The sequence below is a fragment of the Microbispora sp. CA-102843 genome (assembly GCF_050936215.1).
Lineage (GTDB): Bacteria > Actinomycetota > Actinomycetes > Streptosporangiales > Streptosporangiaceae > Microbispora.
This window is the reverse complement of sequence record NZ_JBNJNF010000001.1, coordinates 1,288,648-1,302,042: the sequence shown is the minus strand read 5'-3', so window position 1 is coordinate 1,302,042 and position 13,395 is coordinate 1,288,648. Positions and strand designations below refer to the sequence as shown.

The 13,395-nt window shown below is 70.9% G+C and carries 14 protein-coding genes; 3 read left to right on the top strand and 11 right to left on the bottom strand.

The genetic code is table 11. The features are described 5' to 3' along the window. The first annotated feature begins 399 nt into the window (after positions 1–399). Positions 400–777, top strand: a complete 378-nt coding sequence (locus ACQEVJ_RS06065) for a thioesterase family protein (protein ID WP_079316282.1) — start codon at positions 400–402, stop codon at positions 775–777. A 14-nt stretch (positions 778–791) separates the two neighbouring features. Here ACQEVJ_RS06065 and ACQEVJ_RS06060 read toward each other — a convergent pair whose 3' ends face one another. From ACQEVJ_RS06060 to ACQEVJ_RS06025, 8 genes are all read right to left on the bottom strand, one after another. Next, positions 792–1,004 (bottom strand): biotin/lipoyl-binding carrier protein, encoded by a 213-nt coding sequence (locus ACQEVJ_RS06060; protein ID WP_433098008.1) that lies wholly within the window; start codon positions 1,002–1,004, stop codon positions 792–794. 31 nt (positions 1,005–1,035) lie between these two features. Beyond that, positions 1,036–2,370, bottom strand: coding sequence for an acetyl-CoA carboxylase biotin carboxylase subunit (locus tag ACQEVJ_RS06055; protein WP_433098006.1), 1,335 nt, complete (start codon positions 2,368–2,370; stop codon positions 1,036–1,038). A gap of 133 nt (positions 2,371–2,503) precedes the next feature. Then, a complete protein-coding gene (locus ACQEVJ_RS06050) occupies positions 2,504–3,793 on the bottom strand; it encodes an HD-GYP domain-containing protein (RefSeq protein ID WP_433098004.1) in 1,290 nt (429 codons plus the stop codon). Beyond that, entirely contained in the window at positions 3,790–5,145 is a 1,356-nt protein-coding gene (locus ACQEVJ_RS06045) for an HD-GYP domain-containing protein (protein ID WP_433098002.1), read from the bottom strand. Before ACQEVJ_RS06045 ends, ACQEVJ_RS06050 begins: the two co-directional genes overlap by 4 nt. A 357-nt stretch (positions 5,146–5,502) precedes the next feature. Beyond that, positions 5,503–6,063 carry a hypothetical protein gene (locus tag ACQEVJ_RS06040; protein ID WP_433098000.1) on the bottom strand — a complete coding sequence of 187 codons (561 nt, stop codon included), beginning with the start codon at positions 6,061–6,063 and terminating at the stop codon, positions 5,503–5,505. Between the two features lie 135 nt (positions 6,064–6,198). Next, entirely contained in the window at positions 6,199–7,116 is a 918-nt protein-coding gene (locus ACQEVJ_RS06035; RefSeq protein ID WP_433097998.1) for an NAD-dependent epimerase/dehydratase family protein, read from the bottom strand. 85 nt (positions 7,117–7,201) lie between these two features. Next, entirely contained in the window at positions 7,202–7,468 is a 267-nt protein-coding gene (rsrA, locus tag ACQEVJ_RS06030) for a mycothiol system anti-sigma-R factor (RefSeq protein ID WP_433097996.1), read from the bottom strand. Further along, a complete protein-coding gene (locus tag ACQEVJ_RS06025) occupies positions 7,465–8,106 on the bottom strand; it encodes a sigma-70 family RNA polymerase sigma factor (protein ID WP_433097995.1) in 642 nt (213 codons plus the stop codon). The genes rsrA and ACQEVJ_RS06025 overlap by 4 nt, the downstream gene beginning before the upstream one ends. Positions 8,107–8,355: 249 nt before the next feature. Between ACQEVJ_RS06025 and ACQEVJ_RS06020 the strand changes: the two genes are divergently transcribed. Next, entirely contained in the window at positions 8,356–9,096 is a 741-nt protein-coding gene (locus tag ACQEVJ_RS06020; RefSeq protein ID WP_433097994.1) for a class I SAM-dependent methyltransferase, read from the top strand. A gap of 43 nt (positions 9,097–9,139) precedes the next feature. On the opposite strand, the gene ACQEVJ_RS06015 is transcribed toward ACQEVJ_RS06020, so the two are convergent. The 3 genes from ACQEVJ_RS06015 to ACQEVJ_RS06005 all read right to left on the bottom strand — a co-directional run bounded on the left by ACQEVJ_RS06015 (position 9,140) and on the right by ACQEVJ_RS06005 (position 11,963). Continuing rightward, positions 9,140–9,472, bottom strand: coding sequence for a TraR/DksA family transcriptional regulator (locus ACQEVJ_RS06015; RefSeq protein ID WP_357052642.1), 333 nt, complete (start codon positions 9,470–9,472; stop codon positions 9,140–9,142). Positions 9,473–9,636: 164 nt separating this feature from the next. Next, the gene (locus ACQEVJ_RS06010; RefSeq protein WP_433097991.1) at positions 9,637–11,040 is read right to left on the bottom strand and encodes a hypothetical protein; all 1,404 of its coding nucleotides are present in this window, start codon (positions 11,038–11,040) and stop codon (positions 9,637–9,639) included. Positions 11,041–11,201: 161 nt separating this feature from the next. Further along, positions 11,202–11,963, bottom strand: coding sequence for an SOS response-associated peptidase (locus tag ACQEVJ_RS06005; RefSeq protein WP_433097989.1), 762 nt, complete (start codon positions 11,961–11,963; stop codon positions 11,202–11,204). An 81-nt stretch (positions 11,964–12,044) separates the two neighbouring features. Here ACQEVJ_RS06005 and aroA point away from each other — a divergent pair, with 81 nt between their 5' ends. Next, positions 12,045–13,388, top strand: coding sequence for a 3-phosphoshikimate 1-carboxyvinyltransferase (gene aroA / locus ACQEVJ_RS06000; protein ID WP_433097987.1), 1,344 nt, complete (start codon positions 12,045–12,047; stop codon positions 13,386–13,388). Positions 13,389–13,395: the final 7 nt, after the last annotated feature.

The window sequence follows — 13,395 nt, the reverse complement described above, 5'->3', positions numbered from 1 at the left end:
CGACAAGTTCACGGAACCCTGTACGCGTAAGGGATCCAGGCTCGGGGAGTCGGAAGTCGAGCCTACCTGTTATCCGCCCGTACTACCGTGCACCGAGCACCGTGCCGTCCAGTTCCTGGGCGTGATCTGGACGACCATGCGGCGGCGGCAGTGCGGGCAGTAACGCGGTGGCTCCATCACCCTGGCGGCCAGGCAGGCCGCGTGATCACCGTTCCCGGCCGAACGGCCGCAGTGATCGCAGTAGAGGTCCACAGTGCACCACCCTAACCGCTGCCCGCCTCCGCCGCCTGGAAAGCATCATGGAGTCCCCGCTGCCAATTAAGACGCTTCGCGACCCCGTTTAGTTGCCTCGCGGTCTCCACGGGCGTCGGGGAATGACGACCCAATAGGCTGACCAGCATGAGTGTTGCTCCAGGTCTGCGCGCCGAGGTCCTCATCATGGTGGAGCGCGAGGACACGGCGATCCGGGTCGGCAGCGGCGACGTGCCGGTGCTGGGCACGCCGCGGCTGCTGTCGTTCGCCGAGGGAGCCACGGTCAAGGCCGTCCAGCATCACCTGGAGCCCGGGCAGACCACGGTGGGGACCAGGGTGCTGATCGAGCACCGTCTGCCCAGCCCGGTCGGGATGCACGTCGAGATCGGCGTCGAGCTCACGGAGGTGGACGGCCGGAGGCTCGTCTTCTCCGTCAGGGCCGTCGACAAGACCGGCGCCCTGGTCGCCACGGGCACGATCGAGCGGGTCGTCGTCGACCGGGAACGGTTCCTCTCCCGTCTTTGAACGTCTGACCCGCTCTACTCGATGACGGCGATGAGGTCTCCCTCCTGGACGACGTCGCCCTCCTCCACGTGGAGCTTCGAGATGGTCCCGGCGTCCTCGGCGAGGACCGGGATCTCCATCTTCATCGACTCCAGGATCACAAGGGTGTCGCCCTCCTCGACGACCTCGCCCTCGCTCACAACAATCTTCCACACGTTCGCCACCATCTCGGCGCGCACCTCGGCCACCCGGGAACTCCCCTCAACGTAATCCGGCAGATCAAGCTTTTCTCATCCGGGAGACCAGCCCGGTGTCGTAGTCCCCGCTCACGAACTCGGGGTGGTCGAGCAACTCGGCGCAGAACGGCAGGTTGTGCTTCGGGCCCTCGATGCGGAACCCGGCGACGGCCTCCCGTCCCCGCTCCAACGCCTCCTCGCGGGTGGCGCCGACGACGCAGAGCTTGGCCATCAGCGGATCGTAGAACGGCGTGACGGTGTTGCCCGCCGCGTACCCCGAATCGATCCGCACCCCCTCGTCCACCGGCTCCTCCCACACACCGATCTTGCCAGGACCGGGCAGGAACCTGCGGGGGTCCTCGGCGTAGACGCGGAACTCGATCGCGTGGCCGCTCACCCTCGGCTCGACGGAGTAGACCTCGCCGGCCGCGACGCGGATCTGGTGCTCCACGAGGTCGAGGCCGGTGACCAGTTCGGTGACGGGGTGCTCCACCTGGAGGCGGGTGTTCATCTCCAGGAAGACGAAGTCCTGGGCGTCCGCGTCCACCAGGCACTCCACCGTGCCCGCGCCGCGATACGACACGGCCTCCCCCGCCCGTACGGCCGCCGCGAGCATCCGCTCGCGCAGCTCCGGGGTCACGCCGGGGGACGGGCTCTCCTCCACGACCTTCTGGTGGCGCCGCTGGACCGAGCAGTCGCGCTCGCCCAGGGCGACCACGGTGCCGTCGGCGAGGCCGAGGATCTGGACCTCGACGTGCCTGGCCCGCTCGATGTAGCGCTCCAGCAGGATGGCCGGCTCGCCGCCGAAGCGGGCGGCCGCCCGGCAGGCCTGCTCGAACGCCTTGGCCAGCGACGCGTCGTCGCGCGCCACGCCCATGCCGATCCCGCCGCCCCCGCCGGCCGCCTTCACCATCACGGGGTAACCGATCTCCTTGGCGGCCCGCCCGGCCTGCGCGAGGTCGGACACCGGCTCCCTGGTCCCGGCGGCGACCGGCACGCCCGCGGACTCCATCAGATTGCGGGCGTTGATCTTGTCGCCCATCTGCTCGATGGCCTTGGGGTCCGGGCCGATCCAGACGAGACCGGCGTCGATCACCGCACGGGCGAACGCGGCGTTCTCCGCGAGGAACCCGTAGCCGGGGTGAATCGCCTGCGCCCCCGTCGTACGGGCGGCCTGGAGCACCTTGTCGATGTCGAGGTAACTCTGGGCCGGGTTGGCGGGACCGAGGAGCACGGCGTCGTCTGCCTCACGCACGAACGGCAGGTCGGCGTCCGCCTCGGAGTGGACCGCGACGGCGCGCAGCCCCATGCCCCGCACCGTACGGATGATCCGGCGGGCGATTTCACCACGGTTGGCGACAAGAACTGAGTCGAACACGCAGCCAACTCTAGGATGATCCCCCGCTCCGTCCCCCCGACCGTTCCGACTGAACGCGGGGGCCGAATCTGTAGGGTCGCCACAACAACGACGAGCCCGGCGTGGCGTTGGAGGCGCTCCGATGCTACGTCTGCTACAAGCGCGTTACGAGCACGAGCCGGTCGACGACGCGCGCCATCGCCTCCACCACTCCGGGGTCGTAGGCCGACCCGCCGTCGAGGCGCAGCCGCTCCAGGGCCGCCGCCGCGCGGTCCCTGTCGGTCGATCCGCCCACGAGGTCGTCGTACGCGTTGGCGGCCTTGATGATGCGGCTGGCCATCGGCGGGGACTCGCCGAGCGTGTCGCACTGCCGCCGGACGATCTCGGCGACGCCGTGGAGTACGCCGGTCTTCCTGATCACCTCGGCGCCCAGCTCGGCGATCCGCCGCGCCTGCGCGGGGTCGGCCAGCACGGTCGCGCCGCCGGGGATCGGGTCGCGCAGCGAGAGCTGGCCGATGTCGTGCATGAGCGCGGCGTACTCCAGCTCCAGCAGCTGCGGCTCCGCCATGCCCAGCTCCCGGCCGATGGCGACCGACAGCTGGCTGACGCGGCGCGAGTGGCCCGGCTCGACGTACCCGCCGACCTCGGTGACCCGGCTCAGCGCGCGCACGGTCTGCAGGTAGGTCGCCCGGATGCCGGCGTACTTGCGGAACGCCACCTGAGTGACGAGCAGCGGCGCGGCGAACGCGGGCAGCGCGGTCATGTCCATGCTGTGCGAGGCGAGCGCGAGCAGGATGCCCGACGCCGCGACGGCGGCGCCGAGCGGCGCGGCCATCCTGATCTCGTCCCGTACGGCGACGACGAACGCGGTCCTGACCTGGTCGGCCCGGAGCATGGCCGCGATCACCACGTCGGCCGCGAGCATGACCGTGACGAGCACCGCCATCACGCCGAGCGCCGGCCACCAGTTGCCGTGCCGGTCGGCCGTGTCCCCCGCGAGCTCCCCCAGCGGGCCGGTGAGCGGCCGGTAGGCGAAGGCGAGCAGCGACCCGGCGAGCAGCCGCCGGGCCAGCGCGTCGAGACGCGGCGGCCGGCCGACCGCCAGGTGCGGCAGCCCGCCCGCGATCATGCCGACCGACATCACCGCCACGACCTGCAGGGCCGAATGCTGCGCCGGCCGCCCGCCCACGTCGAGCAGCAGGGCGTATCCGAGGGAGGCGGCGGTGGAGATCGGGGCGACCTCGCGGTTGCCGGGCATCGTGAGCCGGGCCAGCTCCCCGGCGGCGATGAGCGCGCCGAACCCGATGGCGACCCGCGGATCGGTCAGCCCCTCCGCCGCGGTGTGGGCGATTCCCGCCACGGTCAGCATCCCGGCGGCGCAGATGAGCAGGAGCTGGCCCGAGTCGAGCCCCACCGGCCTGGCCGTCAGCCGACGCTCCCTCACCGCTCCGACACCACCTGGATGGGCGTCGTCGGGTCGTCGTGGTCCTTCACCGTGGTCACCACGGCGGGGTCGTCCGGCGGGACGGGCACCCGTTGTGCCATGTCCCAGCCGTGCCGGTCGAGCGCCTTGACGAACGCGCACACCATGTCGGGGTCGAACTGGGTCCCCGCGTTCTTGCGCAGCTCGGCCACCGCGAACTCGATCGACTTGGCCTTGCGGTAGGAGCGGTCGGAGGTCATGGAGTCGAACGCGTCGGCCACCGCGATGATCCGGGCGAACTCGGGGATCTCCGAGCCGGCCAGGCCCATCGGGTAGCCCCTCCCGTCATGTCGTTCGTGGTGGTGCATGATCCCGGCGAACGCCTCGTCGAGGAAGTCGATGCCGCGCACGATCTCCAGCCCGCGCATCGGGTGGAGCTGGATCGCGGCGTACTCCTCCTCGGTCAGGCGGCCGTCCTTCTGCAGCACCTTGGTCGGCACGCCGAGTTTGCCCACGTCGTGGAGCATGCCCGCGTAACGGATCGCGCGAAGCCGCTCGGTGCCCATCCCGATCTCCTCGGCGATCATGGAGGAGGCCGCGGAGACCCGCGTGCAGTGCCCGCGCGTGTAGTAGTCCTTCGTCTCCACCGCCTGGCACAGCGCCGCGATGGTCGCGTCGTACGCCCGCTGCTCGGCGTGGTAGTGCCCCAGCGCCCACCGGGCCACGAACAGCGGCAGCAGCACGAGCACGGCCGAGATCGACTGCACCGTCGACCACAGGGCCGCGATCAGCAGGCCGAAGGTGGCGAAGCCGACGTAGGAGCTCAGGAACTGCACCATCGCGCGGAGCGAGACCTGGTCCCTGTGCACCGCCGACGCCAGGCGCAGGATGACCGCGGTCAGCGCGAAGTTGACGGCCACGAAGACCACCGTCGCCGCGGCGTACGGCACGAGGATGCCCGGGAAGTCGGGCGGCTCGGGCAGGTCGGCCCGTCCTCCCGCGCTCTCGTAGGCCCACCCGGCGGCGTACCCGCACAGGGCGTACTGCGCGCCGTTGAACAGCCGTTTCACCATCGGCAGCCCGGGGCGCACGCTCACGACCGCGGCCAGCCCGACCAGGGCCGCGCCCTCCGGGCCGATCAGCACCACGGCGGCCAGCGCGGCGGAGAAGCTCACCGACACCGCGACGTTCGGCACGTTGAGCAGCGTCGGCACCGACTCGCAGAGCAGGAAGAGCAGCGCCAGGACAAGGAGCGCGGACCAGTCCTCCGCCACGAGCCCGTGATGCGCGAGGAGACCGCGCGTGATCACAAGACCGGCGGTTCCGACGAGTGCGACGAAGTAGACCCTGGCGGGCCACGGAAGTTCCCGCATTGCGGCCACCTTGAATGCGGATCGGACCCGTGGGCCGGCCCTGCCGGACCGGCCCACGGGCAGTGACTACGTCCAGGAGATCCCCGGGGTGCCGGCCGCGAGACCGGCCAGAGCCACCACCGGAGTGAGCAGCGCCAGCGCCACTATCAGCCTGACGACGGTCTTCCCAAGCATTGCGCCGCCTCCACGTCGATGTCGCACTCAGGCTACAGAAGGGCCGATGGCCGGTCCGGGATGTCGCGACCATCGCAGCCAAACCGTAACCAAGCCATCACACCGCGTGCAATTGCACCGGTTTGTCAGTGCCTTTTCCCGGGGCGAGCCTGGAGCATCCCGTTGCCGCCAGCCGACGTGTGATCAGGTGCGCCACGTCCCCTCCCGGTAGGCGGCGGTCAGGGCCTCCCCGACGTACGAGCGGGTCCGGACCGTGCCGTTCGTCGTCACGACGCAGGAGTTCACCTCCTCGGCGCTGCCCACCCACAGCGCCGAGCCGTCGGCGTACCCGAACCGGACCAGGTAGTTCGTCATCGGCCCGCCCATCAGCGTGCAGACGTGATCGCCCTCGCCGGTGGTCACCGGCAGGGACGCGAGGTCGCGGGCCATCGCAGCCGCCTGGTCCGTCAGCGTCCGCGACCCGCCCAGCGGTTCGCCGCCCGGATCCATGTTGACACCGGGATAAGCGCAGATCAGCGCCCGGACCGGCGAGCCGGGCACCAGCGACTCGTCCGCGCCGTCCACGTCCACGGCGGCCGGCACCCAGCCGCCGATGCCCTCCCCGCCCCAGCGCGGCGGGCACGCGTCCGGCACCGCCGTCCTCGGCCCCGGCGAGCACGCGGCCAGTACGGCTCCCGCCCACAAGGCGGCGACGGCGACGACGATCCGGCGCAAGCGCATGACATTGCTGAGACGTCCCGTCATGGCAAGCCGGTTCACCTGGCGCACACCTGCTGTGGACCCGACGTCGAGAAGCTGAGGCCCCACCCGGCGTACATCAACGGCCGATGATCTTGGCATGCCCGACTGATAGCACGCCGCATCTGGTAATGAAACCGGTCAGGCGAGCGCCTGGCGGGCCCATTCGACGGTGGCCTTGAGACCGGTGGGCAGGTCGTGCCGGGGACGCCAGCCGAGGGCCTCGTACGCCGGAGCGGGGTCGACGGCCATCGCGGGGAGGTCGCCCATGCGAGGGGGCTCGAAGCGCGGCTCGTCAGGGGCTCCGGCGGCAGCGGCGACCAGGCCGTGCAGCTCACGGTCGGTGATCTGGACGCCGGTGCCGAGGTTGACACGCCGGCCGTCGCCCTGCGGCCCGCAGGCGCGGGCGAAGCCGTCCACCACGTCTTCGACGAAGACGTAGTCGCGCGTCTGGGAGCCGTCGCCGTACACGACCGTGGGCTTTCCGGCCAGCAGGGCGTCGGTGAAGATGGCGACCACCCCGGCCTCGCCCTCGGGCGACTGGCGCGGCCCGTAGACGTTCGACAGCACGAGCGTGGTGTATTCGAGCCCGTGCAGCGCCCGGTAGGTGGCGAGGTACAGCTCACCGCCGAGCTTGGAGGCGGCGTACGGCGAGCGGGGATCGGTGGGGGCGTCGCCCGGGACCGGGATCACGGCCGGCCTGCCGTAGACGGCGACGGAGGACGCGTAGACGACCTTGCGGGCGCCGGCGCGCCGGGCGGCCTCCAGGACGTTCACCGTGCCCTCAATGTTGATCTTGGCGTCGGTCACCGGGTCGGCCACGCTCCTGCGTACGCTGATCTGCGCGGCGAGGTGACAGACGACCTCCGGCCGCCAGCGCTCGGCGAGCTCCGCGAGCGCGGGGTCGCGCACGTCCATGACATGCAGGGGGGCGTCGGCGTTGCGCACGTGCCCGGACGACAGGTCGTCCACCACCGCGACCTCGTGGCCGTCCGCCAACAGCCGATCGACGAGGGTGGACCCGATGAACCCCGCCCCGCCCGTGACCAGTGCCCGCATGTCCCCGCCCTTCCCGGCCTGTAACGGAAGATCCTAACGAGCATTGCCCCGGCACGGCCCGAGCACGCCTCCCGTGGAACGCGGGCTATTCCGCCATCTCGGCGCGCACCTGCTCGATCCGGGTGAGCACCTTGGCGCGCAGGTCCTGCGGGACGGGGTCGCACCCGCAGTGTTTGGCCACGAGCCGCTTGACGACCTCCTCGAGGCCGTACTCCTCCAGGCAGGGGCCGCACTCGTCGAGGTGCTTCCTGATCTCGGCGATGCGGTTGCTGTCCAGCTCGCCGTCCAGGTAGGTGTACACCCGGTCGAGCACCTCGCTACACGGGGTGTCGTGGTGGTTCCCGCAGCTCATCGCTCCTCCTCGCCAAGCGTTCCGCCGAGACCCGCGCCGCGGGAGTCCGACCGCACGAGACCTCGCTCGCGCGCGTAGTCCTCGAGCTGGTTGCGCAGCTGCCGGCGGCCACGATGGAGGCGCGACATCACGGTCCCGATGGGCGTGCCCATGATCTCGGCGATCTCCTTGTACGGGAAGCCCTCCACGTCCGCCAGATAGACGGCGATGCGGAACTCCTCGGGGAGCGCGGCGAGAGCGTGCTTCACGTCGCTGTCGGGAAGGTGCTCGAGCGCCTCGATCTCGGCCGACTTCAGCCCGCTGGACGTGTGCGACTCCGCCCGCGCGAGCTGCCAGTCCTCGATCTCCTCGGTGCCCGCCTGCTTGGGCTCCCGCTGCTTCTTCCGGTAGCTGTTGATGAACGTGTTGGTGAGGATGCGGTAGAGCCAGGCCTTGAGGTTCGTCCCCTCCTGGAACTGGTGGAAGGAGGCGAACGCCTTGGCGAAGGTCTCCTGCAGGAGATCCTCCGCATCCGCTGCGTTTCGGGTCATCCGGAGCGCGGCCGAGTACAGTTGGTCGAGAAACGGCATGACGTCGCGCTCGAACCGCTCGCTGCGCTGCTCCAGAGTCTCCTCGGCTGTCTTGGAGACCGGACCCACCCCCTTAAGGACACCGTACCCAGCCGAGGATACCGGCCCGGCAACGTCCAGCCCGTCGAGGCCTTCTGGCAGCACCAACGTCTTCATGCCCAACTGCAACAGGGCGGGCGTAGAGTCTGTTCCCGGTGCAGATTGAGGTGACGAACGACCCGGTGCGGGGAAAAAAGTAAGCACCGGCTTGGTAGCCCGGAAACCGAGTTTCGCTGCCGCACGCCCATGCGTGAGGCAGCCAGAGTCCAGGAGCCGCTCGTGCTGCCCATACCGGCCAACGAACTCAACGGCTCGGGCACACTCGGGCCGTACTGGACCTTCTATCACGCGGTCGTCGCCGAACAGCTGCGCCAGTGGCTGCCCGGCCGCCCCTCCCTCCTGCTGGACCTGTCCGGCGGACGCGGGCGGTGGCCGGCCCAGGCGGCGCGCGCCGGTCACCGGGTGATCGAGGTCATGGACTTCCGCAGGCCGGCGGAGCCGTGGTTGCGCGACGCCTCCGACCGCATACAGAAGGTGCGCGCCGACAACCTCGGCTTCCTGCCCGACGGCTGCGTGGACGGCGTGATCGCCGAGGAGCGCGTGCTGTCGGTCGAGATCATGGCGGAGTCCGTCATCGAGGACGTGGCCCGGGTGCTGCGGCCCGGCGGGCGTGCGCTCCTGTGCGTCGACTCACTGGTCCTCGGGATGGCGATCCTGGCCGAGCAGAACTACTGGGCGCACCTGTGCCAGACGGGCGAGGTCATGCTCATCCCCTGGCCCGACGGCAGCATCACCCGCTGCTTCACCAGCCAGCAGATACGCGAGCTGATCACCGGCGCCGGCCTTGAGGTGGAGTGGGTGCGCCCGCGCACCGTGCTGTCCCCCTCCACCGTCGACCACGTGCTGAGCACGGAGAGCAAGTCGCTGTCCTGGCTGGTCCGCACCGAGCTCGAGACCCAGGCCGACGGCGACGACACGGTCGGCATCCACCTGGTGGCCAGCGCTCGCAAGCCGTTGTGAACGCTCTCCCGAACGCCGCTCGGCAGGCGCATGGGACGGATCCTCAGCGGCGGCGCTCGGCCCGCGACTGGCACTGCACGCAGCGGGCCGCCTCGGGGCGGGCCTCCAGCCTGCCCTCGGGAACGAGCGCGCCGCAGTCGACGCAGCGGCCGTAACCGCCGTCGTCCAGCCGCCGCAGCGCGGCCAGCACGGCCGTACGCTGCCGGGACGCGGCGTCGAGCATGGCCCGGGTCCGGTCGGCGTCGGTGAGTCCGGCTCCCGCGTCGGCGAGGGACCTGTCGTGCCCGGCGGCCGGATCCCCACGCAGCACGCTGATCGACCGGTCGAGCTCGGCGAGCATGCTTTCCAGGCGCATACGCGCGGTCGCGACGTCCACGGATCCGCACCTCCGGGAGTGGGGGAATCACCTGCCCAGGAGCCCCCGGTCTCCTGGTCGGGCAGCGGCCGGTCACCTTCCGTGCGACCGCTTTCTCGAACGGATGCCCACTTCGCGCGCCGCTTACACTCCTGACCTGCTCGGCAGCCGCCCCTGGTGGGGGTTCACTGGCGCGGGGGCAATCCGATGAGGTGCGTCGCGCCGAGGAAGAAGGCCGCGCGGACGTTGTCGTCACCCACGAGGTCACGGATCGCCGCGGCCGAGGTCCCCGCCTCGCCGTAGCCGACCTTCAGGAACGACGGGTCCGGTTCCTTGGTCGTGTCGAGCCCCTTGAGCAGGACCTGCGCGCCCCTGCCCGACCTGGACACCGCTTCCCAGAGCTGGGTGTAGACGTCCACGGTCAGCAGGTCGACGAAGCCCTCGCCGATGATCTGGTCGTGCCGGATCTCCCCCGCCGTCTCCCTGAAGCGAGGGTGGGCGAGCCGGTGCATCAACTCGTGCACGAGCGTCCTGATCACCCGCCAGCGCCAGTCGGACTTGGTCCCCCACGTGGGACTCGGGAAGATCGGCTGAACGGAGATGTTGCCCTCGCCTCCGCTGTGCGCCGCGGTCAGCTTGATCATGGTGCCGACCCTCCTGCTCAGGGTCGCGTCGGCCGACAGGCGCTCCCGCAGCAGGGCGCGCAGCCTCTCCCGGTCGCCGGAACGGGTGGCGTCGTAGTTCGCCTTGGCGAGCAGCGCCCCTCGTTGCTTGTCCCAGCCGACCGCCTGCGCCCTGTTCATCATCCAGTTCAGCTGTTCCGCGGGCCCGGCGGGCAGCTCCCAGGTGCTCTGCAGGCGTTCGGCGTAACGGAAGCCGTCGAAGTACGGCCCGGCCTCCCAGGCGTCCGCGTATGGCCGGAGTCCGACGGTGACGAACAGCTGGAGGAATTCGGCGATGCGCCTGAGGTGATCGAGCGACTCCGGCTCGGGCTGCTTGCCTGTGGGCGGCGCCCAGTGCCGGAGCTGCTCGTCCACCACCTTCGCCAGCAGGTCGGCCAGCTCCTTGAGTGCGTTCTCCTGCAGCGGCCCGACCTTCGTCTTCCCCTCGCCGTCCCGTTCAGAGCCCGGGGGGTTGTAGATGATGTTCAACTTCGCCGCCAACACCTGGTCCGGCGGGGTGAGCTTCCGGACGACCGCCGCCGATACCCATCCGCTCGCCCGCAGCGCCTCCCGTTCGAACGCGTCGTTCTCGGCGCCCGGCATCGCCGTACGCAGGGGCGCCCGGCTTATGAGGCGGCTCACCGCCGCGGTGTGGTCGAAGTCCTCGGGGAGGACGTCCTGGTTCGTGCCGTACAGGTAGAGGGCGTGGGCCAGCCAGAGCTTGTTCTCACCCTGGTACTGCGCGATCTGGGGCCAGATGTCGATATCCAGCCCGGTGAACAGGCGGTAGACGCGGTTGAAGTAGTCGGGGTGCTTGCTCTCGGGGAGGGCGCGCAGCTTCGTGTAGTCGACCGTCGCCTTCAGCGGTCCGAAGCCGACCGTTCTCGGCTCGGCCGGGGTGCGCGTGAGGTCGTTCGTCAGGGACATGTAACGCTCCAAATGGCTGAGGGTGGCGAGTCACGTACATGTCGTGCAAGCGCCACCGGAGCGTACGTCCGGCCCTGGCTCCGATCAACAGGTTGTCCGCCATAGGACTGCGATAACGGATCCGCCCGTGTCCGGGCCGGGAAGGTCCCGTTCGGGACCGGTCACAGCAGCCGCGGAACGTCGTCGCCTTCCAGGGGCTCGATGAGCTCGGGGCCGTTGTGGCGGACGCTGTTGACGGCGTCCGACACGGCGTACGCCTCCAGCCGGTCCGGGCCGGCCGGGACGAGCAGGCCGGTGGGGTCGGTGACGCGCGGGTCGAGCCACTCCGTCCAGCGGTCGCGCTCGACCATCATCGGCATCCGGTCGTGGATGCGGCCCAGCTTGTCCGTGGCCGTGGTGGTGATCACCGTGCAGGTGCACAGCCACTTCAGCGGGTCGTCGTCCGGGCGGGTGGGGTCCTTCCAGAACTCGTAAAGGCCGGCCATCGCGAGCACGCCGCCGTCGGCGGGGTGGATGAAGAACGGCTGCTTCTTCTTGCCCTCCAGCGGCATCCACTCGTAGTAGCCGTCCGCCGGGACCAGGCAGCGCCGGGACTTCAGCGCCCTGCGGTAGGACGGCTTCTCCGCCACGGTCTCCACCCTGGCGTTGATCATCCGCGAACCCACCGACGGGTCCTTCGCCCAGCTCGGCACGAGCCCCCACCGGACCACCCGCAGCTGCCTGACGGGCTCGTCGCCCCGGCTCTCGCCGCCGTCGTCCTTCGGCACGCGGCACATGACCGCGTAGACGTTCTTCGTGGGCGCGACGTTGTAGTCGGGCCGGAGCTCGCCGCCGGACACCTGGTCGGGCACCCCGTCCAGGTCGACCTGGAACTCCTCCAGCAACTCCTGCTTCTTGCGCGCAGACGCGTACCTCCCGCACATGCCACCAAGACTGCCACTCGCACGGGCCGCACGCACTCTCACGACGGTGCGGACGAGCGTGCGCGCACTAAGCTTGCGGACATGGCCTCTCCGCAGTCCGCGTCCGGCGGCGCCGCGCCGCACGGCGTCGATCAGAACGCCGCCGCACCGCTCTGGCCCGCCCCGGTGGCCGCCGAGCCGGTCCGCGCGACGGTCCGCCTGCCCGGCTCGAAGTCGGTGACCAACCGCGCGCTGCTGCTCGCCGCGCTGGCCGACGCCCCCGGCACCGTACGGCTCGCGCTGCGCAGCCGCGACGCCGACCTGATGGCGACGGCGCTGCGCTCGCTCGGCGCCGAGATGACGCCGTCCAACGAGAGCGCCGACAGCGTGGACTGGTCGGTGACCCCTCATCCCGTACGCGGCGGGGTGTCGATCGACGTCGGCCTGGCCGGGACCGTCATGCGGTTCGTGCCCCCGGTCGCCGCGCTGGCCGACGGACCGGTCTTCTTCGACGGCGATCCGCACGCGCGCAAGCGGCCGATGGGCCCGATCCTGGGCGCGCTGCGCGCGCTCGGCGCGTCGGTGGACAACGACGCGCTGCCGGTCACGATCCGCGGGCCGATCCCGGGCGGCGAGGTCACCCTCGACGCGTCGGTCTCCTCGCAGATGGTCTCCGGCCTGCTGCTGGCCGCCGCGCGCTTCGAGAAGGGCGTGACGGTGCGGCACAGCGGCCCGCCCGTCCCGTCGATGCCGCACATCGAGATGACCGTGCAGATGCTGCGCCAGGCGGGGGTCGAGGTGGACGACTCCGAGCCCGACGTGTGGCGGGTGCAGCCCGGCCCGATCCGGGCCAGGGACGTCACGGTCGAGCCCGACCTGTCCAACGCCGCCCCCTTCCTCGCGGCGGCCCTGGTCACCGGGGGCTCCGTCGTCGTGCCGGACTGGCCGGAGGAGACGACGCAGGGCGGCGACGAGCTTCGCGGGCTGCTCTCCCAGATGGGCGCGCGGGTCGAGCGGGTGCCGGAGGGCCTGCGGGTGACCGGCGAGGGCCGGGTGAGCGGCGTCGACGCCGACCTGCACGACGTCAGCGAGCTCACCCCCACGATCGCCGCGCTGGCCACGCTGGCCGACGGGCCGTCCCGCATCCGGGGTGTGGCGCACATCCGGGGGCACGAGACCGACCGAATCACCGCCCTCGCCACGGAGATCAAGCGGCTGGGCGGCGACGCCCGGGAGACCGACGACGGCCTGGAGATCCACCCCCGGCCGCTGACCGGCGGCGTCTTCCACTCGTACGCCGACCACCGCATGGCCACGGCGGGCGCGGTCATCGGCCTGGTCGTGCCGGGCGTCGAGGTCGAGGACATCGCGACGACCGGTAAGACGCTGCCCGAGTTCCCGAGCATGTGGGCCGCGATGCTGGGCAGCGGGGGACACCGAGAATGAGCGAGCG